Origin of the sequence: Amycolatopsis sp. NPDC051102, assembly GCF_040682815.1 — a bacterium.
In the GTDB taxonomy this organism is placed as follows: Bacteria; Actinomycetota; Actinomycetes; order Mycobacteriales; family Pseudonocardiaceae; genus Amycolatopsis.
Genome location: NZ_JBFBBT010000002.1, coordinates 316729 through 338463 on the forward strand (window position 1 = coordinate 316729; position 21735 = coordinate 338463).

Sequence of the window (21735 nt, forward strand, 5' to 3'; positions counted from 1 at the left end):
CCGCGTGGGGGGGTTTATCGTTTTTGTGGGGGCGGGGGGGGGGGGGGGGGGGGTTGGTGTGCCAATGTTATAAAAACCCGCCCCCCCCCACCCCCCCACCCGCAGGTGAGGTGTCAGTACTGACGCTGCGGCAGCGCGGCCTTGGCCGACGCCTGGTCGAACTCGGTCTCCTGGGTCTCGATGCGGGCGGGCACCTGCTCGCCGGCGGAAACCTTCTTCACCAGGTCCATCAGCTGCGGGCCGAGGAGCGGGTTGCACTCGACGACGTGGTTGATCTTGCCGTCGGCCAGCGCCGTCAGCGCGTCCTTGACGCCGTCGACCGAGACGATCTTGATGTCCTTGCCCGGGACCTTGCCCGCGGCTTCGATGGCCTCGATGGCGCCGAGGGCCATGTCGTCGTTGTGGGCGTAGAGGACGTCGATCTTGGGCTGGGACTTCAGGAAGGCCTCCATGACCTCCTTGCCCTTGGCGCGGGTGAACTCACCGGTCTGCGAGGCGACGATCTTGTACTTCGGGTCCGCCGCGATGACGTCGCCGAAGCCCTTCTTGCGGTCGTTCGCCGGCGCCGAGCCCGTGGTGCCCTGCAGCTCGACGATGTTCACCTGGCCGGTGGCGCTCGCGAACTCCTTGGTCAGCCACTCCCCCGCCTTCTTGCCCTCGGCGACGAAGTCCGAGCCGAGGAAGGTCTTGTAGAGCGACTTGTCCGGCGAGTCGATCGCGCGGTCGGTCAGGATGACCGGGATGTTGGCGTTCTTCGCCTCCTTGAGCACGGTGTCCCAGCCGGACTCGACCACCGGCGAGAAGGCGATGACCTTGACCTTCTGCTGGATGTACGAGCGGATCGCGGAGATCTGGTTCTCCTGCTTCTGCTGCGCGTCGGAGAACTTCAGCTCGATCCCGGCGGTCTTGGCCGACTCCTGGATCGACTTCGTGTTCGCCGTCCGCCAGCCGCTCTCGGCGCCCACCTGGGCGAACCCGAGCGTGATGGCCCCGCCCGAACCGCCGGACGAACCGCCACTCCCGCAGGCGGTGAGCAGCACGAGTCCGGCCGCCGCGGCCGCCGCGGCGGCCCATCGCTTCTTCAGCACGTTCACTCCTCGATCGACGATGATCAGTGGGAAAACCTGTGTGGGGACTATCGGGGTGTTGCGTCTGGTCAAACCGTTGCGTGTTAGCGCTAACAATCCCTCGGGGACGCCCGGTCCCCGCCGGCCGCCGCGCTACCGCGGTCCGGTGCTTTCGCGCACGATCAACTCGGGGACGACCAGGGCGCGCGCGTGCCGGTCGCCTCCGTCCATCCGCCCGGCCAGCAGGCCGAACGTACGCCGTCCGACTTCGATGAAGTCCTGGCGCACCGTCGTCAGCGGCGGCGTGAAGTACGCCGCCTCGGGGACGTCGTCGAAGCCCGCCACGCGCACGTCCCGCGGCACCGAGATGCCCGCTTCGGCGAACGCGCGCAGCAAGCCCAGTGCCATCTGGTCGTTGCCGGCGAAGACGGCGTCCAGATCCTTTTCCTTGGCGAGGGATCGCCCCGCCTCGTAACCGGAGCGCGAGCTCCAGTCGCCGCGGATCACCCGCGGGACGCCGGCACCGTGGCGTTCCAGGGTTTCCCGCCAGCCGAGTTCGCGGTCGCGGGCCTCCAGCCAGTCTTCCGGGCCGGCGATGTGCCACACGGTCCGGTGGCCCAGCGCCAGCAGGTGTTCGGTGGCCCGGCGGGCGCCGTCGCGCTGGTCGACGGAGATCACCGGGACCGGCGCGGTCTCCCCGCCGCCGACCGCGACGACCGGGAAGTCCGCCGGGGCGGCTTCCAGCGCCCGGCCCGCGCTGACGTGCGGGGCGATCACGATGATGCCCTCGACCGCCTGGCGGCGGAGGTTCTCCACCGCGTCGGCGATCGAGGACCGGCCCGGCCGGCTGACGCTGGAGATCGTGATCGCGTACCCGGCTTCCCGGGCGGCGTTCTCGATGCCGTACAGCGTGCTGGCCGGACCGTACAGATTGGACTCGAGCGCGACGACGCCGAGCGTGCCGGTCCGCCCGGTGACCAGCGCGCGGGCCGCGGAATTGGGCCGGTAGCCCAGCTCTTCGATCGCCGCGAGCACCCGGGCGCGGGTCTCGGGGCGCACCGGGCCGGTCCCGTTGATCACGCGGGACACAGTCATGTGGGACACGCCCGCGACGCCCGCGACGTCGGTCAGGCTCGGCTGCCGCGTCCCGGCCGCGGTCGCCTTCAGGGGTCCGCCGGAGCGGGGTCGTTCGGCCACCGGCGTCCCCTTCCGTCCGCTCCGACATGGTCTGCGTCACCTGTTCCGGTGACGACGAGGAGTTAGTGTTAGCGATAACACCCACGGGGTCAACCCCGGGTCGCGTAACGGTCTAGTCACATGCCCTTCACACGGCCCCGACCGCGGATTCACCGGCCCGACCTGCGCGTAGCGTCGTTTGAAATTCACCGCCCGTCAGCGCGGCCCGGTGTTCAAGCGCATGTTCGCCCCGCCCGCGAGGCTGATTACCACAGCCCGCGGCGAGCCGGCCCGCCAGGGACGCGAGCCGACCGCCCAGGGACGCGAGCCGACCCTCCGGGTACGCGGGCCGCCGGGTCAGAGGGCCAGGGTGGCGGCGACGGGCCGGTGGTCGCTGGCGGTCGCGGGCAGCGTCCAGGACGCCAGCGGCCGCACCCCGGCGACGAAGATCTGGTCGATCCGGGCCAGCGGCAGCCCGGCGGGCCAGCTGAAACCGAAGCCGTCACCGGCTTCGTCCTGCGTCGCGGACAGGCGCGCGGTGATCGGAGCCAGCGCGCGGTCGTCGGCGGTGCCGTTGAAGTCGCCGGCCAGCACCGTCCGCGACGCCGGTTCCGCGGCCATCGCGTCGGCAAGCCGGCGGACCGCGGCGTCCCGGCCGTCCGCGGTGAAGCCCGCGTCCAGCCGCACCCGCACCGACGGCAGGTGCGCCACGAAGACCGCGACCGGCCCCCGTGGACTGTCCACTGTGGTCCGCAGGGCGCGGGTCCACGGCATGATCGCCACCGGCCGCGTGTCCCGCAGCGGGTAGGTGCTCCAGACCCCGACCGTGCCCTGGACGGAGTGGTACGGGTAGCCCGCGGCCAGGGCGTCTTCGTACTTCGGGACTTCGGACTTCTTCAGCTCCTCCAGCGCGATCACCTGGGCGCCCGCCGCGGCCAGGGCCCGCGCGGTGCCCGCCGGGTCCGGGTTCTCGTCGTTGACGTTGTGCGACACGATCGTGAAGTCCCCGCCGGGCTCGCGCTTGTCGAACAGCCGGCCGCCGAAGAACCCGCCCCAGACCAGCGACGGCAGCAGGAGGGCCACGAGCGCGAGCGCCGAGCGCCGGACCAGCGCCGCGACGAGCAGCGGCAGCACGAGCAGGCCGGTCCAGGGCAGGAACGTCTCCAGCAGGCTGCCGGCGTTGCCCGCCCAGTTGGGCACGAGCGGGTGCGCGAGCAGCAGCACCGCGGTCAGGACGGCGAAGGCGGCGATGACGCGGCCGCGTCGCCACGTCCCGGGCCACCGGCGCGCGCGGGCCGGGACCTCCGGCCGTTCGGCGGTGGCGGTCACCGGGTGGCCGCCGGCAGTTCCCGCTGGATCGCGGCGATCAGCTTCCCGCTGGTCTCCAGGGCGGCCCGCAGCCCGGCCGCCGGGGTCCCGCCCGGGCTCTGGTGGAGGACCACGCCGAGGATCAACGCGCCGTTGCGCGCCCGCGCCGCCCACATCAGGGCGCCGCCGGCCGCGGTCGACGAGCCGGTCTTCAGCCCGATCACGCCGTCGTGGCCGAGCAGGGTGTTCGTGTTGGCGATCGTGCCCGGCACGCCGTCGACCCGCAGGTCCGCGGTCGCGACGATCTCGCGCACGACCGCGTTCCGCATCACCTCGCGCGCCAGCCGCAGCTGGTCGGTGGCGGTGCTCGTGGTCGAGTCCTCGACGCCGCTGGCGCCGGTGTAGGTGGTGCTGGTCATGCCCAGCGCCGCGGCCTCGCGGTTCATCTTCGCGACGAACGCCTCCTGGCTGCCCGCGTCCCAGCGGGCGAGCAGGCGGGCGACGTTGTTGCCGGACGGGACGAGCATCAGGGCCAGCAGGTCCCGCTCGCTCAGCCGGCGGCCCGCCCGGACCGGCGCGCTCGACTCTTCGGCGGAGGACGCCTCGGCTTCGGCCTGGTCGTCGACGGTGATCTCCGGGCCGCCTTCGCCCGGGCGGAGCGGGTGGTCCTTCAGCACCACGTACGCGGTCATCACCTTCGTGACGCTGGCGATCGGCACCGGCCCCTGTTCACCACGACTGCCGAGCGAACCCAGGTTCTGCACCTCGGCGCTCGCCTGGCCCTCGGCGGGCCACGGCAGCGGCAGGTCGACGACCGGGCGGGCGGCGATCGCGTGCCCGGCGGTCTCCGGCGGGAACACGACCCAGCAGCCGGCCGCGAGCACCACGGCCACGGCGGCGGCGAGGCCACCGGCGACGGGTGGGATGCGGGTTCGGGCCATCGGTCTCCTCCGGGTGCGGGGTGCGCTCGGGGAAGCGCACACCGCTCACGGTGCCCGGAGAAGATCGCCGGGCTGTCGGGGTTGTTCGACAAGCCTGAATCAGAAATGTCCCGATTGTGTCCCGGAATCGGGTCACGCGTTCACGTACGTGATCGACGTTCATCCTGTTGACGGATTCCGAGGGGGTGTCCTATAAAGGAACCGTCCGGGTGTCCGCCGCACACCTCCGCAGTTCCCTTTCCGGAGGCCGTCGGTGTCCCTGCGAAAATCCGTTTTCCTCGGTGTCACAACCCTTTCCGCCGCCGTCGCGGTGGCCGCGTTCGGCGGTCCGGTCGCCGCGCGGGCCGCCGCGGTGAACCTCTCCGCCGTCTTCGCGCCGACATCGGTCTGGACCAGTGGTTACGGCGGCGGCTACACGATCACCAACCGCGGCGACGCGGCCGCCACCGGCTGGACCGTCGAGTTCGACCTGCCCGCCGGCTCGGCGGTGAGCAGCTCGTGGAGCTCGGTGCGGACGCAGGCGGGGCAGCACTACCGGTTCACCAACGCGGGCTTCAACGGCACCATCGCCCCCGGCGGCAGCGCGAGTTTCGGCTTCAACGTCGCCGGGACCGGCCGCCCGGCCGCGTGCACCGTCAACGGCCTCCCGTGCGACGGCGGCGGCCAGGTGACGACGACGCCGACGACGCCGGCCACCCCGCCCCCGGCGACGACCACTCCCCCGCCCACGGGTGACGTCGTCGACGTCTCCACGGCCGCCCAGCTGCAGGCGGCGCTGGCGAACGCGGTGCCGGGGCAGGCGATCCGGCTGGCGCCCGGCACCTACCGCGGTTCGTTCGTCACGACGAAGGCCGGCACGGCGGCGAACCCGATCCGGCTGTCCGGCCCGGCGAACGCCGTGCTGATCAACGACGGCCCGGCGGGCGACGCCCCCGGCTGCCCGGTGCCGGCGGCCGGCTGGGACTCCGGCTACGGCCTGTGGCTGTTCGGCGCGCCGTACTGGACGTTGAGCGGGTTCACCGTGCAGGAGTCCAAGAAGGGCATCGTGGCGGACAACTCGCCGCACACCACGATCGACGGCGTCACCGTCCACCACGTCGACGAGGAGGCCGTGCACTTCCGCCGCTCGTCGGCCGACAGCGTGCTGAAGAACTCCACGATCACCTACACGGGCCTGGTCCAGCCGGGCTACGGCGAAGGCGTCTACCTCGGTTCGGCCAACTCGAACTGGGGCTGCCACGGCAACTCCGGCGGCGTCGACCGCGGCGACCGGATCCAGGTGCTGGACAACCACATCGGCCCGTTCGTCGCGGCCGAACCGATCGACGTCAAGGAAGGCACGTTCGACGGCGTCATCCGCGGCAACACCTTCGACGGCCGCGGCATCACCGGCCAGAACTCGGCGGACTCCTGGATCGACGTCAAGGGCATCGGCTACACGATCGAAGCCAACACGGGCACGTTCGCCCCGCCCGGGGTGTTCGCCAACGGCTACGAGAACCACAACACGAGCACGAGCCCGTCCTTCGACAACGGCTGCGGCAACGTCTGGCGGGACAACCGGTCCGACCTCGGCGGCGTCGGCGAGTACGCGATCAAGATCAGTTCGGTGTCGAAGTGCGCGGTGCGGCCGAACGTGGTTTACGCGTCGAACACCGTGACCAACGCCCGCGCGGGGCTGACGAACATCCCGGTCACGCCGTAAACCATCGCTAGACCAGGTCGTCCCAGGTCCACGGTTCGGCGGGAGTCCCGTCCGGCTCCCGTCCGAACCGGAACCGAGTCGCGTGGTCGTCCGCTTCGAGGAACCGGTCGAAGTGTCCGGCGGCGGGCAACCGGTCCACCGGAATGACGTCACCGGCCTCGTCAGAAGCACGAGGGATGACGGGATCCGCCGGGTCCCATTCCTCGTCGGACAGGTACGTTGCCTTGAGCCGCCTCTCTAGTTCTTCTGCGTGGCCATCGGCATCCACGGCCAGAAGGGCCTCCGAAAGCCGTGCAATGGTGTCAGGCTGGCCGAACGGTGCGTTTGCGACGATACGGTCGGCGAGAGCGGTGACCTGTTCGCCGGCTCCCAGCTCATGGAGCGTTGGAAGCAGAGAATCAGCACTTCGGTGCAGATTGACTACCACCTGCCGAGCGGGATCTCGCGCAAGCAGCACGGCGACCTGGTCGGCCATCCCGACCCGAGACAGAAAATCCAGGAGAAGTCCCACATTGTGCGCCTCTCCGAGAGGCGCGTCCGCCGCTGCACGAACAGAAAGCTTCCTGACTTGGTCGTCCGCCCCGCACTTCTTCAGCGCCTCGAGGCAACTTATCACTCCGAATAGATTATCCAACTTGATGTTTCCAGCGGGATTACGGGCAAGAAGAGATACAATTTGCCCTTCCGCTTCGACGGCTTTGAACGCCCGCAACAACTCTGCTACTTCGACGGGGTTAGAAATGTCAGCACCCAACCTGAGGTCGCGAGCCAGTAGAACGGCCAGCTCATCGGTGGCTGCCACCTCCAGCAGTGTCGGCATGAGCTTGTACGACTCAACTCCGACACCCTCGGCGACGACCCGGCGAGCCAGTCGAGCACCTGGTCGTCTCGCCCCCAGCGGCATAGCGCGACAAGCAACCTTCGGAGGCCGAAGGTGTGCATTGCCACCGACACGTAAGCCGATGGTCTCCTCTCGAGGAGACCATCGGCCTCTTCCTTCATCCCCAGCGTCTCAAACCGCTCCAACAGGGCACTGGCCCCCAAGGGGTCGTCCAGGGACGCCTCCTGAACCGCGCGCGAAGCCACAATCATCAGCTGCCTGCGCGCCCCTATCTCCTGCAACTTCGACAATAGCATTGCCGCGCCGAAAGGGTCGCGCAGCACTACGAACTCCTCAGGGCGGCGAGCCAGCAGGACAGCCATTTGATCGGCCGCGCCAACCTCGTTGAGGGTTTCCAGCGCACTCGCAAGGCTGCGGGAGTTTTCCAGAGGGAACTCCTTGGCGATGCGCATGGCCAGCTCGACGACCTGTTCGCGAGCGCCGATCGAGGCGAGAATTCTCAGCAGGCGCCTGCCACCGAATTCATTTGTCAGAACGGCCTCGGAAATCAGGCCACGCTCAAGAAGGACCCGCACCTCGTCGTAGGCACGGATGGAGCAGAAAATCTGCAGTAACGATTCAGCTCCGAACACACCGGACAGTGGCACACCCGCTGCAGCGCGCCTCGCCAGGATGACGACTTGCTCGCGAGCTCCGAGCGCCAGCAACTCCGACAACAACGCACCGACCGCGGACGCGCTGTCCAGCGATACGCTCGAGGCTGGATCGCGGGCGAGCAACGCAGCGACTTGATCGTCCTCGCCCACCGTGGACAAGGCTTGCAGAAGTTCGGCGATCCAACGCGGATCTTGGAGGTGCGTGCCCATAGCGGCACGGGCAGCCAATACGGTGACCTCTTCGCCGGCACCCAGATCGTGCAGCACTTTCAACAGCCGAGCGACCCCGCCTGGACCATCCAAGGCAACACAGGCCGCCGGGCTTCGGTCGAGCACCACGGCAACCTTATCGGCATAACCCACCGCGTTCAGGTTCGAGAGGAGGCCGGCGACGGAATAACCCCACGAGAGCGGTGAATCCGCTGCGGCACGGGCTGCCAAGATCGTTGCCTGCTCTTCGGCGCCACTGGCGTGCAACAGCGCGATCAATTCTCCGGTACTGCCGTTGATGTCGGCAACTTCGACATGAGATGCGGGATCTCTGGCCAATAAGGCTTGGACCTGGTCACCAGCGCCGACAGCGAGAAGCGCTTCCAGGAACATCCGAACATCGGCCTGATTGTTCAGAGCGATGGCGGAGGCAGGATCTCGCGCCAAGAACGCGTCGACCTGATCAAGGCTTGCCTTCGGGAGCCTGAGCAGGAAGTACCCGAGTCCGGCGGAGTTGTTCAGGGGGAGGCCGGCAGCCGCCTTCGAAGCGACGGCCCGGAGGCAGTCCCGAGCATCAATCGATTGCAGCTTGTCCATCAGGTTGACCACGGGGTAGAGAGGATCAAGAGCGGCGTGGGCCACGACCCACTCCGCCGGCCGGCGGTCACCGGGGTGAAGCATGTGCATCTGTTCGACGAGCTGGGTTCCCGCCCACACGTTCCCGAGCTCCGCCGCCTTCTTGTTAATTTCCACGGCGTCGCGGTAGAGACCGCGAGCCCACGCCGACCTGGCCAGCGATGCCAGGCTCTCCGGCTTCGCCGACAACACAGCGGCGGTCCAGAACCCGACGGGCGGGATGTGATCCGCGCGTTGGGTACGGCCGTACTGGTCGAGGTAGTCCGCCAGCCGGTACAGCGGCTCACCTGGCTCCGGCTGCCGCGTCCGGCTCTTGCGGCGCTCACGGCTGTTCGCCCGCTCCGGAATGCGGGTCACCGGTCCCAAGGCCCCCTTGCACGGGGCGGAGATGTCGGCAAACGCCGTTTCCTGCCAGTTCCCCTCGAGTCCGCTGTACTGAGCGTCGGTGAGGTAGGCGTCCACGGCAGTTTCCAGCAGCTCGCGGGGAAGGGCATTGCGGTGTCCCATGCGGACCGCGTCCATCGCGACCTGGATGAACGCCTTTGCGGCGGCGCTCGCCCCGTAGTACCGCTCGAGCAGCGCCGGTCCGCCGGCGAGGCACTGGGTGATCTGGCCGTCGTCGGCGTGCGCGGCCGCCCACGCCAAGCGCGTGTCGGCTACGGCCGACTCCTTCAGCCGCGCCAAGTCGTCACCGCCGAACCCTTCGGGCACTTCGATGACCGTGCCGTCCAAGACGAGCCGTACCTGCGAACCTGATTCACGAGTGAGGTCGGTGTGGTACTCGGGCCAGAGCGTCCCCAGTACCAGCACGGGTGCTCGGCCGGCGTCGGAAAGGAGGCTCCGAATCTTGGCCGCGACCCGTTCGCCGTGACGGCCCTTCAGGTACTCCTGGGTTTCGTTGAGCCACACCACCGTCCGCGGCCCGACCAGATCGAGGGCCTCCAGCGCGGCCTCGGGCCGTGTCGGGTCGTAGGGGTGCCACAGCCGCCACCGGCCGTCCGCCCGGAGCTGCTCCAGCGCCTCCCAGCAGGCTCTCGTCTTGCCCGCCGACGATCCGGCGACGAGAACCGCCATCGCGCTTTCGCCGTCCGCCGCCCGGGCCACGACCTGCTCGAGCCGGTCGTCGTGCGCACGCCGGACGTACCTCGGCAAAGGGGGCTGCCCGGCCGTGTCGTCGAGGGCAATCGGACGGTGCACTTCGAGCGCGAACGGGTCGACGACCTCCGCCAGAGGCTTCCCGACCGGTGTGACCAGCCACGCGTCCAGCCACAGCTGTGCGGCTCGCGCGGCCGCGTGCGCCACGTCGTCGGCGACGGCCCGGGCCAGCACCACGACGACAGCCACGACGTCGGCCTGCGACGGCGGCAGCTTCGGCTCTCCGATGACCCGGCCGACGGTCGTGCGGTCGGGCGCCCCGGCCAGCTCGCCGTCGGCCTCGATCCACGCGGCCATGGTGTCGAGGGTCGGTGAATCGGCGCGCAGGTAGAGTTCGTAGACGAAGTCCTTCAGCGCGCGCAGCGGACCTGGCGGTACCTGCGGCCGGCCGACCGGCCGGCGCCGCCGTTTAGGATCGCTCATGTCACCACCCCTCGCGGACATTCTCTACCGTTGCCTGCCAGACATCGTGCGGCGAGCCCGAGCCGTGTCAGTCTCGCGACCGGCCATCACCCGAACGGACGCCGACGAGCAGCTTGAGCACTTTGTACGCGTCAGCGCGGCGCGCGGGATCGCGCACGAACAAAGCGGCGAAGCCGGCGCTGGCCGACAGGAGCATGGAAAGCACGGCCCAGCAGGCAATGATCCAGGTGAACACGGGAACCCCTCGTAGCCGGGTGGAAGGCGCGCCGGTCGGCGCGGACCCAGCTTCGGACCGCCGGCGGGAGCCCGGTTCAGTCGCGATGACACGCACCCAGCATTCGCGCCTTTTGCTGTTCAGTACCTGGTCACCCGGCCAGGGACGCCGTACCGGTGCGATGAGTTGCAACGAACTACGCCATCGCCGGCGACGCAGGTCACCCACGCCCGCAGCGCACCCCTCTTGCCCCTGCCTTCATCCCGTGCCGGTACGACGGTGCCCGGGCCTCACCCGTTGCTGTGCCGGAATACCGTCATGCACGATTCGTGTTGTGCCTTCGCCGCGAGCCGGCCCGTACCGGCCACGAACATCCCGGTCACGCCGTAGCCGGACGCGCTGCCGTGAGGCCGCCGGGCCTCACGGCACGATCGCGTCGACGTACCCGCCGTCCACCCGCACCGCCGCACCCGTGGTGGCCGACGCGAACGGGGAACTCAGGTACACCACCAGGTGCGCGATCTCCTCGGGCTCGATCAGCCGCTGCAGCAGCGACTGCGGGCGGTGCTGCTTCATGAACTCGCGCTGGGCTTCCTCCCAGGGCAGGTCCTTGTCGACGAGCTCGTAGACGAAGTCCTCGACGCCGCCGGTGTGCGTCGGGCCCGCGATCACCGCGTTGACCGTGACGCCGGTGCCGGCCGCGTGCTTGGCGAACCCGCGTGACACACCCAGCAGCGCCGTCTTCGACACTCCATAGTGGATCATCTCGGCCGGGATGACGATTGCGGAATCGCTGGCGATGTACTGGATCCGGCCCCAGCCGCGGTCGGTCATGCCCGGCAGGTACGCGCGGGTGAGGCGGACCGCGGCCAGGACGTTGACCTCGAAGTAGTGCCGCCAGTCGGCGTCGGTGATTTCGAGGGGCTCCTGGGCGCCGAAGATGCCGAGGTTGTTGACCAGGATGTCGGCGTCCGGCACCTCCTCGACCACCTGGGCCGCACCGGCCTCCTCCGAGACGTCACCCGGGGCCGGCAGGAAGGCCGCGTCCGGCACCTGCTCGCGCAGCCGTGCGATGGCCTTGTGCACGCCGGTCTCGCTGCGGCCGTTGATCGCGACCCGCGCGCCCGCCGCCGCCAGGCCCGCCGCGATCGCCGCGCCGATGCCCTGGGTGGATCCGGTGACCAGTGCCGTCTTCCCGCTCAGGTCGACCCGCATCGTGAAAGCCCTTCCTCGCCGCCGTGGCTCCCTCCGGCCGATTCAAGCACAGCTCGCCGGAGCCCACCGGCTGGAAAACCCAGTTGCCCCGCCCGGGCCGCCGCCGTCACGATCGGCCCATGACCACGCACCGCTGTTCGCCCCTGCCGACCGCCGCCGCGACCACCGCGCCGGTCCGGCAGCAGCCGTGCCGCCCGCGGAGGCCGAGCACCCCCGCGTCGTGACCGCCGCGCTGCTCGCCGGCCTGGTGGCCGGCTACGGCATCGCCATCCCGGTCGGCGCCGTCGGCACCTACCTCGTCGCCCTCACCGCCCGCACGTCGCTGCGGACCGGCCTCGCCGCCGCTCTCGGCGTCGCCACCGCCGACGGGGTGTACGCGCTGGTCGCGGTCCTCGGCGGCGCCGCGATCGCGGGCGTCGTCACGCCGGTCGCCGGGCCGCTGCGGCTGGTCTCGGCGGCGATCCTGATCGTGCTGGCGGCCCACGGCGCCCGCCGCGCGGTGCGTTCACACCGCGAAGCCACCCCACCGGCCGTGACGCCGCTCGGGCCCGGCCGCGCCTACGTCAGCCTGCTCGGCATCACGCTCGTCAACCCGGCCACCGTCGTCTACTTCACGGCCCTGGTGGTCGGCAGCCGCGCCGGCACCGCCGTCCCGGCGCTCGAGCAGGGCGTGTTCGTGCTGGCCGCGTTCGCCGCCTCGGCGAGCTGGCAAGCGGCCCTGGCCGGCGGCGGGGCCCTGCTCGGGCGGGTGCTCACCGGCCCGCGGGGCCGGCTGGTGACGGCGCTCGCGTCGAGCGCCGTGATCACCGCCCTCGCCGTCCGGCTTGTCCTCTCCTGAGCCGGAAACCGTTGTCCTGCAACGGTATCTGGCACACTCGGGGCGCGGTCACCGGGCGGCCGGCGTGACGCAGGTCAGTGTCGGCACCGCCCAGTCCGCGTGGTCCTGGCCGTTGCCGTCGCCGCCGTCGGTCACCACCAGGTCGAGCACCTGGGCGCCGGTGACGTCGATGTCGATCGGCAGCGCCGCCTGGCCGCCGCGGACCACCGGCGTCGTCACCTTGGTCGTGCCGTCGGCCGCCACGCTGAAGCTGACACTGCCACCGGTGCCGGTTTCGCCGTCGACGCCGACCGAAGCCGTCAGCCGGGTGCACGAGCCGGCCAGGTAGAGCTGGACGTCGCTCTCCGCGTGGGCGCCGAGGCCCTTGGCGTAGGACACCCCGCCGATGGTCATCGGCTTGCCGTCGCCCGCGCTCGCTTCGCCGTTGCTCGTGTCGCGTTCGACCGGGCCCCAGCCGTTCGTGGCGGTGAGGAACGGCAGGGAGCTGACCGCCACGTCGCCCGCCGGCGGCGCCGGGGGCACCGCGCCCACGATCCGCTCCCCGGTCACCGCACCCGCGCGTCCCGCCTGCCGGTAGGCCACCGCGACCTTCAGCGCGGCCGTGTCCACAGTGGACGGCGGGGTCACGGTCCAGGTGAACGTCGCCGGCTTCCCGGCGTCGATCCGCGGGACCGAAGCCGGTGAAGCAGCGCCGACCGTCCACCCGGCCGGTGCGGTGAGCGCCGGCTTGACGTCGAACGCGGGCGGCGCGCCCGCCGGGATCCGCACGGTCGCCGACGCGGTGAACGGCTGCCCGCCCGACGCGGTGTCCGGCGCGGTCAGCGTCACGCCGGCCGTGGGCGCCGGCGGCATCGCGTACCGCACCGGGTCGTAGCCGGGCGAGACGTTCTGCCGGACGGTCAGCGGCGAGCGGTAGCTGCCGTAGTTCGTCCAGGCGATCGAGCCGAGGCCGCCGGTGCTGCCGTCGAGGTTCCACACCGCGACGGCGATGGTGTTGTGGCCGTTCGGGTTCAGGACGCCGTCCGGGATCGGGAAGCTGTGCTGCGGCCCGAGGTAGTTGACGTACTGGCCGAGCTGCCAGCCGTTGACGAAGATCAGCGCGCGGTACTGCCGCGCCGGGTCGTCGGTGATGGTCAGGCCGAGCGAGGTGTCCTGGCCGCGTGGCAGGTCCAAATCCGCGGTGGTGCGGTACCACGAGACACCGGGGGTGGTGTCCTTCGCCGGGAGCGACGCCGGCGCCCAGCCGCGGTCCGGGAAGCCGGGCAGCGACCAGCCCGCGCGCTCGCCGTACAGCCCGCCGGTGTTGAGCGGGCCGCGCACCGGGTCCAGACCGGTCTCGCCGCCCCGGACGCCTTGCAGCCGCCAGGTCACCGACGTCAGTGGGGTGCCGGTCAGCCGGGCGGCGGTGAGCCCGCGGGCGGCCTTGTTGCCGTTGCTGGCGCCGTAGTCCTCTTCGTGACCCATGTTCACGGTCAGCACGGAGAGCTCGTTGTCGCCCTGGTGCAGTGAACCGGCCGGGAAGGTGAACGTGTGCTGCGGGCTGGTCGAGCTGCCGAGGAAGACGCCGTTGAGCCACGCCGAGAACGCGCCCGCCGGGCCGCCGCTCTGGCTCGACAGGGTGATCCCGGTCTGCTTGCCATCACCGGTGAAGTGACCGCGGTACCAGGTGTTGCCGGTGTGGAAGCCGTAGTCGTCGGCGAAGAGGACGGGTTTCGTGCCGATGGCGGTCGAGCTGTTGGTGGTGTCCTTGTCCGCCACCGGCCACGCCGAGTCGTCGAAGCCGGGCTGGCTTTCCGGGGACTCCGGCTGGTGCTTCCAGCCGGTCAACGCGGGCAGCGTCACGGCCTTCGCGGTGGGGGCCGTTCCGGTGAGGCTGCCGCTGGACGTCGGCTTCACCGGCACCCAGGAACCGTTCCACAGCACGGCCTTCTCGGTGCCGAAGACCTCGAAGGCGCCGTCGGTGCCGGTGTCGCCGGTCAGCGACAGCACCCCGTACCCCGCGGCCGCGGTGCGCACCAGGTGAGTGCCGCGGACCAGCACCGGGCCGGCCGCGGTGTCCTGGCGCCAGAACGTCGCCGCCGTCGCCTTGTCCGCGAGCAGCAGGAGCAGCGGCCGCGCGCCGGGCGCGGTGACGAGCACGCGGGTCAGGCCGTCGTGGGTGTAGTTCAGCCGCAGGTCGCCGCGGGCGGCGTCCCAAGTGGACGTGGCCGCCCCGCCGAGGACCTGCACGGCCGGCTGCTTCGCGAACCGCAGCACGGTCTCCCCCGGCCCGCCCCGGTCGCCGTAGAGCACCGCGACGTCACGGTCGCCGATGGCGGCGTTCGTCATGATCTCCGAGGTCGAGTACTGCATCCGCGTGGCGCCGAGGTCGTAGCCGGCGACGAGGATCTTCGACTGCCGCCCGTTCAGCGTGATGCCGGTGCCGGGCTGCTGCGGCACGACCGGGTAGTAGTCGGTGCTGCCCGACAGCAGGTCGACCGCGTCCACCACGACGAACGCGCCGTTCGCCTTCGCGTTCTTCTGCCCGGTGACGACGATCTTCAGTGTGTGCGGCCCGGCGGGCAGGTCCCGCACCTCGTAGCCGGCGAGCTGGTTCTGCTTGCCCGCCGCGTAGAGGTCGACCGAGGTCACCTTGGTGTCGTCGAGGTAGACGTCGGCGATGCCGTGGCTCGGGTCCTTCGACGTCACCCACCGGATGCCGGTCCCGGTGAACGGGACGCTCACGCTGTCCCCGGCGACGTTCGAGAACGACTCCGTGTGCTGGTAGTCGCCGCCGGTGTAGTTGACCTCGGGACCGACGTGGCTCCAGGTGCCGGTGTAGCCGACCTCGGCCGCGCGGTCGTCGTAGGTGTAGCCGGCGTGCGCGGCCAGATCGAGCGCGACGCTGGTGGCGTTCGTGGCGGTCGACGTCGAGTCGCTGTGCCGCAGGGTGTGGAACTGCGTGCGGGTGTCGGGGTTGATCCGCGCGGTGTCGGTGAGTGCCGGGTCGGTCAGCGGCGCGCCGGCCAGCCCGTCGGTCTTGGTGAGCGGGGCGACGGACTGGGTGAAGTAGCCGATCAGCTTGTCTTCGGCGTACTTCGGGTCGAACTGGCGCGCCTCGGTGATCGCCGCGCCGTAGTCGTAGGAGGTGTAGTTCTGCGGGATCGCGCTCCAGCCCCAGGACGTGCCGCCGTGCAGCATGTAGAAGCTCTGGCCGGTGGCGCCGACGGCGATGTTCTGCTTGTAGAAGACGTTCGCGAACTGGTCGTTGATCAGCTGGGCGCACTTCTCGTAGCCCGGGCCGCCCCACGGGTCGAAGGCGCCGCCCTGGAACTCCGCGGTGATCAGCGGCTTGCCGGGGACGTGGTCGTAGCTGATGTCCGGCACGCCGTTCCAGCGGGTGGGGTTCGAGCAGTCGAAGCCCTGCGGGTAGGAGTCGGCGGCGTCGACGTCGAGCGCGGCGTCACCGGCGTTGAAGGTGCCGTTGTTGTTGCCGACCAGCGGAACGGTGATGCCGTCGGCGCGGGCCTTGTCCTCCAGGTGCTTCATGTAGGCGCGGCCGTCGGCGTTGCCGTTGTAGTACTCGTTCTCGACCTGGTAGGCCAGCACGCTGCCGGTCCCGTCGGTCAGCTGGTGGCGCGCGAGGATGCGGTCGATCTGCGTCTGCCACTCGTCGGAGTACCTGAGGTACACGGGATCGGCGCTGCGGGTGTGGCCGGGCGTGGTGGACAGCCAGGTCGGGAACCCGCCGCCGTCGACCTCGGCGTTGATGTACGGCCCGGGCCGCGCGATCACGTAGAGCCCGGCCTGCTGCGCCATGTCGAGGAGCTTGTCGAGGTCCCGGATGCCGGTGAAGTCGTAGACGCCCTGCCGCGGCGAGTGGTAGCCCCAGTCGAAGTAGAGCGAGGTCGCGTTGAAACCGGCCGCCTTCATCTTCTGGAAGATGTCGAGCCACAGGTCGGGGCTGGGCAGCCGGTAGGAGTGGAATTCCCCCGACCACAGGTAGGTCCGGTGCCCGTCGACCAGGAACGAGTAGCCGTCGTAGGTGACGCTGTGGCCCGGGCGTGCGGCGGGCGCGGGCGCGGCCGCCGCGGCCTGCGGGACGGCGATCCCGGCGAAGGCGAAGAGGACGGAAAGCAGGACGGTGAACAGCGACCGGCGACGTTGGGCGGCACGCATGCGGGGGCCTCCTGGAGCGGCGGGGACCACAATCGAACACGAACCTTTGCCGATCACACAGAAGCGGTCAAGATACAACACCACAATGGATCAGTGCCGAGGTATTGTTAGCGTTAACATCGAAGAGTTCGAAGGCTCGCCAATGCCTCTGGGACGTCGGCATTGCCGGGTAGCCCGAGGCGTCAGCGTGGCCTGGTGCTGTCCCGGACGACGAGCTCGGCGGGCACCAGGTGGCGAGCCCGGGCGTCCCCGCCCGCCATCCGCTCTTCGAGCAGCCCGAACGTGCGGCGTCCGACCTCGATGAAGTCCTGGCGCACGGTCGTCAGCGGCGGGGTGAAGTACGCGGCCTCCGGAACGTCGTCGAAGCCGGCGACGTGGACATCCTCCGGGACCCGGATACCGGCCTCGGTGAACGCCCGCAGCAGGCCGAGCGCCATCTGGTCGTTGGCCGAGAACACCGCCTTGAGCCCGCGCTTGCCGACGAGCGCCCGGCCCGCCTCGTACCCCGAACGCGGGCTCCAGTCGCCGCGGACGACCGCGGGCACCCGCAGGCCGCGCCCTTCCAGGGTCTCCCGCCAGCCGCGTTCGCGGTCGCGGGCCTCCAGCCAGTCCTCCGGCCCGGCCAGGTGCCAGACCGTCCGGTGGCCCAGCGACAGCAGGTGCTCGGTGGCACGGCGGGCCCCGTCGTACTGGTCGACCGAAATCACCGGCACCGGCGCCGTGTCACCGCCGCCGACCGCGACCAGCGGGATGTCCGAGGGCGCCGCGTCGAGCGCCCGCCCGGCCGTGACGTGCGGGGCGATCACCACGATCCCCTCCACGGCCTGGCGCCGCAGGCTCTCCACCGCGTCGCCGATCGACGTCCGGCCCGGCCGGGTCACGCTGCAGATCGCGACGCCGTACCCGGCCTCGCGGGCCGCGTTCTCGATGCCGTAGAGGGTGCTCGCCGGGCCGTACAGGTTGGACTCGAGCGCGACCACGCCGAGGGTGCCGGACCGCCCGGTGACCAGCGCCCGGGCCGCGGTGTTGGGCCGGTACCCGAGCTTCTGCACGGCGGCGAGCACCCGTTCGCGGGTTTCCGGGCGCACCGGCCCGCTCTCGTTGACCACGCGCGAGACGGTCATGTGCGAGACACCGGCCATGCCGGCGACGTCGGCCAGGCTCGGCTGCCGGGGCCCCGGCAAGGGCGCCCTCGTCTGCTCCCCCGGTTTCGCCCGGTCCACCACCCTGGCCCCCTCCACGTCGTACCGCCTCACCCCCGAGACGGTACCGCCGAACCGGCGAGTTCCGGACGCCCCGCGCCGCGTCCGGAGCACCGGAGCGGACCGGAAAGCGCTTTCACCGTCGCCGTGGGTCGCACGAGCCCGATCAGCAGCCCGGCCGGCGGTGCGGAGCGGCCGATCGCGGCCGCGCGGAGATCACGGCCGGGGACGACGACACCGGACTCCCCGTGCACGTGATCGGCGAGCGCGGCCCGCCGCGAAGCTGCTCGACGGCCCGTTCCGGCGGCGCTGCGGTCGCCGTCGTGGCCACGCTCGTGATCAGGGACGGCCCGGCCGGGGGCAGTGGTCCGGCCGGATCCGGCGGGCGCACCGCCGCGGCCACGCCCAGCACCGCCACGACCGCGCCGGCACACGTCCCGGCGACCAGCATTGCGGTTCCCCTGCGCATACCGGCTGTTGTCCGCAGGCCGCCGCGGTGTTCGCGCCGAGGCGGCGGATGTGGCCTGCGTCTCATCCGGGCGGGCGCCCGGGGACGCGGGCAAGGGGCGCCGACAACCAGAATCGCCGAACGGCTGACCCGGCCCGACCTCGCGGCGCGGGACACGAAAGAGGTCTTCGCGCGGCTCTTCGACGAGTACGCCCCTCCCCTGCGCGGCTACCTCGCGGGCCGGGTGGGCGTGTACGTCGCCGACGACCTCGTGGCGGAGACGTTCGTCGTCGCGCTGCGAAGACGGGCGAGCTACGACCCGATCCGCGGCTGGCTCTACGGGATCGCCACGAACCTGCTGCGCAACCACGTGCGCCAGGAGGTGCGCGGCTTCCAGCTGACCGCCCGGGCCGGCGCCGGGGACCGGGCGGCCGAGAACCACGACGCCGCGGTCGCCGGCCGCGTCGACGCGGCGGCGCGCCTGCGCGTGCTCGCCGCCGCCCTCGCCGCACTGTCCGAACAGGACCGGGACGTCCTGCTGCTCACGTCCTGGGCCGGTCTCGAACCGGCCGAAGTCGCCGAGGCGCTCGGCGTGCCCGCGAGCACGGTGCGCTCGCGCTTGCACCGGGTGCGCCACCGCGACGCCCGCACCGCTCCGGCGGACTTGACCGCGGCCCGCGCGAAGCTGCTGGCCGAGCTCGACGCCGAGCTGCCGGCCAAGGTCGTCCCGCTGCACCGGCGCCGGTTCGTCCTGCCGGTCGCGGCCGCGGTGGCCGGCGTGGTGGCGGTGACGACCGTCGTCCTGCTGCAGCGGCCGTCCGATCCGAAGCCGGCCGCGGCACCGCCGGTCCCGTCCGCGGCGCCGTCGCCGGTCCCGACGACGGGCCCGGACGTCCGGCTCACGTCGGTGGTGCAGGTGCTGACCCGGTGCGCAAAGCGGTTGGGCCGCCTCCCCCGGGAGGCGGCCCGCTTCAGTCCCGCGCGAGGCGGACGCAGCAGAAGCCCGGCTGCGGGGCCAGCCGCGCCTGCAGGTCGCACTCCCCCACCCCTTCGAGCATTCCCTCCACCAGGCCCAGGTTCATCTCGCACACCAGCCGCGTGTGCGCCTCGGCCAACCGGTGGAACGGGCAGTTGCCCAGCAGCACCTCCGCGCCCTCGACGCGGGGCTCGAAGCCGTTCTCCTCCAGCGTCCCGACGATGTCCGAGCCGCCGCCGGCCAGCTCGGCCCCGCGCTCGCGGGCGCGGCGGCCCAGGATCTCGCGGGCCGAGGCGCCCGTTTCGTCCGCTTCCTCGACCGCCGCCGCCAGCAGGCCGCCCGCCAGCTCGTAGTGGCGCTCCGGCAGCGACACGCTCACCTGCCGGTCCGAGCGGCGGTACAGCTTCGCCGGGCGGCCCGCCCCCGGCCCGGTGCGGCCCGTGCGGCGCTCGTGGCCGACCGCCAGCAGCTGCTCCTCGACCAGGCGGTCGAGGTGGAACGCGACCGTCGCCCGCGGCACGCCCAGCGCCGCCGCGACGTCGTCGCGGCTCACCGGCTCCGGGCGGCGGACCACGTATTCGTACAGCCGGCGCCGGGTCGGCTCGTCCAGCGCCGCCACCGCGGCCAGCGCGCCCGCCTGGGTCTCGTACATCGCCGCATTCTAAAACACATAACTGTTGACGAAAACCCCCACGAGCTTCTAGCGTCAGTCCGACTTGGTTTTAGAAGGAGGCACCCCCGTGACCGTCGATCCCGTCAGCGCAGCGGTCCCGCTGCGGCACCTCGGTGTCGTCCACGACCGCGACGCCGTCGACCTGCACGCGGCGGAGCGCGCGGTCGCCGACCTGCTGCGCGCCCTGGGCAAGGACCCGTTGTCGGAACACCTCGGCGACACCCCGCGCCGGGTGGCCCACGCCTACGCCGAAATGCTGCAGCCGCGCGACTTCCAGCTGACGACGTTCCCCAACGACGAGGGCTACGACGAGCTCGTGCTGGCGAAGAGCATCCCGGTGCAGTCGCTGTGCGAGCACCACCTGCTGCCCTTCCGCGGGGTCGCGCACGTCGGCTACCTGCCCGGCGAACGGATCCTCGGGCTGTCGAAGCTCGCCCGCGTCGTCGAGATGTTCGCGCGCGACCTGCAGGTGCAGGAGCGGCTGACCAAGCAGGTCGCGGACTGGCTGCAGGAGCACCTGGACCCGAAGGGCGTCGGCGTGGTGATCGAGGCCGAGCACCTGTGCATGTCGCTGCGCGGGGTGCGGGCGAACGGCGCGCTGACCGTCACGTCGTCGCTGCACGGCCTGCTGCGCGAAGAACCCAAGACGCGGCAGGAGTTCTTCGCCCTGAGCGGGGTGCACGCCTGATGGACACCTTCGTCGTCGCCGGCGCCGGCCTGACCGGCGCGAAGGCCGTGGAAACACTGCGCGCCGAAGGGTTCGCCGGCCGCATCGTGCTGATCGGCGCCGAGCCGGACCTGCCGTACGAGCGGCCGCCGCTGTCGAAGGGGTACCTGCTCGGCTCCGAAGACCGGTCGTCGGTGTTCGTCCACGACGAGAAGTGGTACGCCGACCAGGGCATCGAGGTGCTGACCGGGCGGCGCGTCACGGCACTGGACCGGGCCGCGCACGAGGTGGAACTGGCCGGCGGCGAACGGATCGGGTACACGAAGCTGCTGCTCGCGACCGGGGCGTCGCCGCGGCGGCTGCGGGTGCCGGGCAACGACCTCGACGGCGTCCACTACCTGCGCCGGCTCGCCCACGCCGACCGGCTGCGCGACGCGCTGGCCTCGGGTGGGCGGGTCGTCGTCGCCGGCGCGGGCTGGATCGGCCTGGAGACCGCCGCGGCCGCCCGCCACTACGGGTGTGCCGTGACGATCGTCGAGCCGGCCGCGAGCCCGTTGCACGCCACGCTCGGCCGGGAGGTGGGCGGCTTCTTCGCCGACCTGCACCGCCGCCACGGCGTCGACCTGCGGCTCGGCACCGGGGTGACGGGCTTCGCCGGCGAATCCGCGGTCACGGCGGTGCTGACCGACGACGGCGAGATCCCCGCCGACGTGGTCGTGGTGGGTATCGGCGCCCGGCCCGAGACGCAGCTGGCCGCCGACGCGGGGCTGGCGGTCGACGACGGCGTGCTGGTGGACGCGGGTCTGCGCACCGAGGACCCGGACGTGTTCGCGGCCGGCGACGTCGCGAGCGTGTGGCAGGAGCGCTACGGACGGCGCGTCCGCGTGGAGCACTGGGCCGCGGCGACGAACGGCGGCCCGGCGGCGGCGCTGGCGATGCTCGGCCGCGAAGTGGTCCACGACGAACTGCCGTACTTCTTCTCCGACCAGTACGACGCCGGCATGGAGTTCACGGGCTGGTTCCCGCCCGGCGGCTACGACCGCGTCGTCACCCGCGGGGACGCCGAGGCGTTCCACGCGTTCTGGCTGACCGGCGGCCGCGTGGTGGCCGGCCTGCACGTGAACAAGTGGGACGAGGGCCTCGACGCGGTCCGCGAGCTGATCCTCAGCGGACGGACCGTGGACCCGGACCGTCTCGCCGACCCGGCTCGCCCGCTGACGGACTGA

16 protein-coding genes and 1 pseudogene are annotated in these 21735 nt (G+C 71.4%); 5 read left to right on the forward strand and 12 right to left on the reverse strand.

The features are described from left to right. Positions 1–113 precede the first annotated feature (113 nt). The 4 genes from AB0M93_RS07390 to AB0M93_RS07405 form a co-directional block, all read right to left on the reverse strand. Positions 114–1094, reverse strand: a complete 981-nt coding sequence (locus AB0M93_RS07390) for an ABC transporter substrate-binding protein (protein WP_364269434.1) — start codon at positions 1092–1094, stop codon at positions 114–116. Positions 1095–1220: 126 nt separating this feature from the next. Beyond that, a complete protein-coding gene (locus AB0M93_RS07395) occupies positions 1221–2264 on the reverse strand; it encodes a LacI family DNA-binding transcriptional regulator (RefSeq protein ID WP_364269436.1) in 1044 nt (347 codons plus the stop codon). A gap of 336 nt (positions 2265–2600) precedes the next feature. Then, positions 2601–3572: an endonuclease/exonuclease/phosphatase family protein gene (locus AB0M93_RS07400; RefSeq protein WP_364269438.1), complete on the reverse strand. Its 972-nt coding sequence runs from the start codon at positions 3570–3572 to the stop codon at positions 2601–2603. Beyond that, the gene (locus AB0M93_RS07405; RefSeq protein ID WP_364269440.1) at positions 3569–4492 is read right to left on the reverse strand and encodes a serine hydrolase; all 924 of its coding nucleotides are present in this window, start codon (positions 4490–4492) and stop codon (positions 3569–3571) included. Before AB0M93_RS07405 ends, AB0M93_RS07400 begins: the two co-directional genes overlap by 4 nt. A 253-nt stretch (positions 4493–4745) precedes the next feature. Here AB0M93_RS07405 and AB0M93_RS07410 point away from each other — a divergent pair, with 253 nt between their 5' ends. Beyond that, the gene (locus AB0M93_RS07410) at positions 4746–6197 is read left to right on the forward strand and encodes a cellulose binding domain-containing protein (RefSeq protein WP_364269442.1); all 1452 of its coding nucleotides are present in this window, start codon (positions 4746–4748) and stop codon (positions 6195–6197) included. A 7-nt stretch (positions 6198–6204) separates the two neighbouring features. On the opposite strand, the gene AB0M93_RS07415 is transcribed toward AB0M93_RS07410, so the two are convergent. The 4 genes from AB0M93_RS07415 to AB0M93_RS07430 all read right to left on the reverse strand — a co-directional run bounded on the left by AB0M93_RS07415 (position 6205) and on the right by AB0M93_RS07430 (position 11547). After that, entirely contained in the window at positions 6205–6999 is a 795-nt protein-coding gene (locus tag AB0M93_RS07415) for a hypothetical protein (protein WP_364269443.1), read from the reverse strand. Then, positions 6918–10118, reverse strand: coding sequence for a hypothetical protein (locus tag AB0M93_RS07420; protein ID WP_364269445.1), 3201 nt, complete (start codon positions 10116–10118; stop codon positions 6918–6920). The genes AB0M93_RS07415 and AB0M93_RS07420 overlap by 82 nt, the downstream gene beginning before the upstream one ends. Before the next feature lie 67 nt (positions 10119–10185). Next, complete coding sequence (locus tag AB0M93_RS07425) at positions 10186–10353, reverse strand: hypothetical protein (protein ID WP_364269447.1); 168 nt, start codon at positions 10351–10353, stop codon at positions 10186–10188. A 399-nt stretch (positions 10354–10752) separates the two neighbouring features. After that, the gene (locus AB0M93_RS07430) at positions 10753–11547 is read right to left on the reverse strand and encodes an SDR family oxidoreductase (protein ID WP_364269449.1); all 795 of its coding nucleotides are present in this window, start codon (positions 11545–11547) and stop codon (positions 10753–10755) included. 187 nt (positions 11548–11734) lie between these two features. Between AB0M93_RS07430 and AB0M93_RS07435 the strand changes: the two genes are divergently transcribed. Next, the gene (locus AB0M93_RS07435; protein ID WP_364269451.1) at positions 11735–12385 is read left to right on the forward strand and encodes a LysE family transporter; all 651 of its coding nucleotides are present in this window, start codon (positions 11735–11737) and stop codon (positions 12383–12385) included. 48 nt (positions 12386–12433) lie between these two features. Here AB0M93_RS07435 and AB0M93_RS07440 read toward each other — a convergent pair whose 3' ends face one another. From AB0M93_RS07440 to AB0M93_RS07450, 3 genes are all read right to left on the reverse strand, one after another. Continuing rightward, positions 12434–16543, reverse strand: coding sequence for a beta-galactosidase (locus AB0M93_RS07440; protein WP_364269452.1), 4110 nt, complete (start codon positions 16541–16543; stop codon positions 12434–12436). 182 nt (positions 16544–16725) lie between these two features. Beyond that, on the reverse strand, positions 16726–17769 hold the full coding sequence (locus AB0M93_RS07445; RefSeq protein WP_364270669.1) for a LacI family DNA-binding transcriptional regulator: 1044 nt from the start codon (positions 17767–17769) through the stop codon (positions 16726–16728). Between the two features lie 142 nt (positions 17770–17911). Beyond that, positions 17912–18214, reverse strand: coding sequence for a hypothetical protein (locus AB0M93_RS07450; RefSeq protein WP_364269454.1), 303 nt, complete (start codon positions 18212–18214; stop codon positions 17912–17914). Between the two features lie 112 nt (positions 18215–18326). On the opposite strand from AB0M93_RS07450, the pseudogene AB0M93_RS07455 reads away from it, so the two are divergent. Next, a pseudogene (locus AB0M93_RS07455) lies at positions 18327–18827 on the forward strand (RNA polymerase sigma factor); the annotation flags it as partial. 337 nt (positions 18828–19164) lie between these two features. On the opposite strand, the gene AB0M93_RS07460 reads toward AB0M93_RS07455, so the two are convergent. Then, positions 19165–19821 carry a helix-turn-helix domain-containing protein gene (locus AB0M93_RS07460; RefSeq protein ID WP_364269456.1) on the reverse strand — a complete coding sequence of 219 codons (657 nt, stop codon included), beginning with the start codon at positions 19819–19821 and terminating at the stop codon, positions 19165–19167. Between the two features lie 121 nt (positions 19822–19942). On the opposite strand from AB0M93_RS07460, the gene folE reads away from it, so the two are divergent. Continuing rightward, on the forward strand, positions 19943–20530 hold the full coding sequence (gene folE, locus AB0M93_RS07465; RefSeq protein WP_364270672.1) for a GTP cyclohydrolase I FolE: 588 nt from the start codon (positions 19943–19945) through the stop codon (positions 20528–20530). Further along, positions 20530–21735 (forward strand): FAD-dependent oxidoreductase, encoded by a 1206-nt coding sequence (locus AB0M93_RS07470; protein WP_364269458.1) that lies wholly within the window; start codon positions 20530–20532, stop codon positions 21733–21735. The genes folE and AB0M93_RS07470 overlap by 1 nt, the downstream gene beginning before the upstream one ends.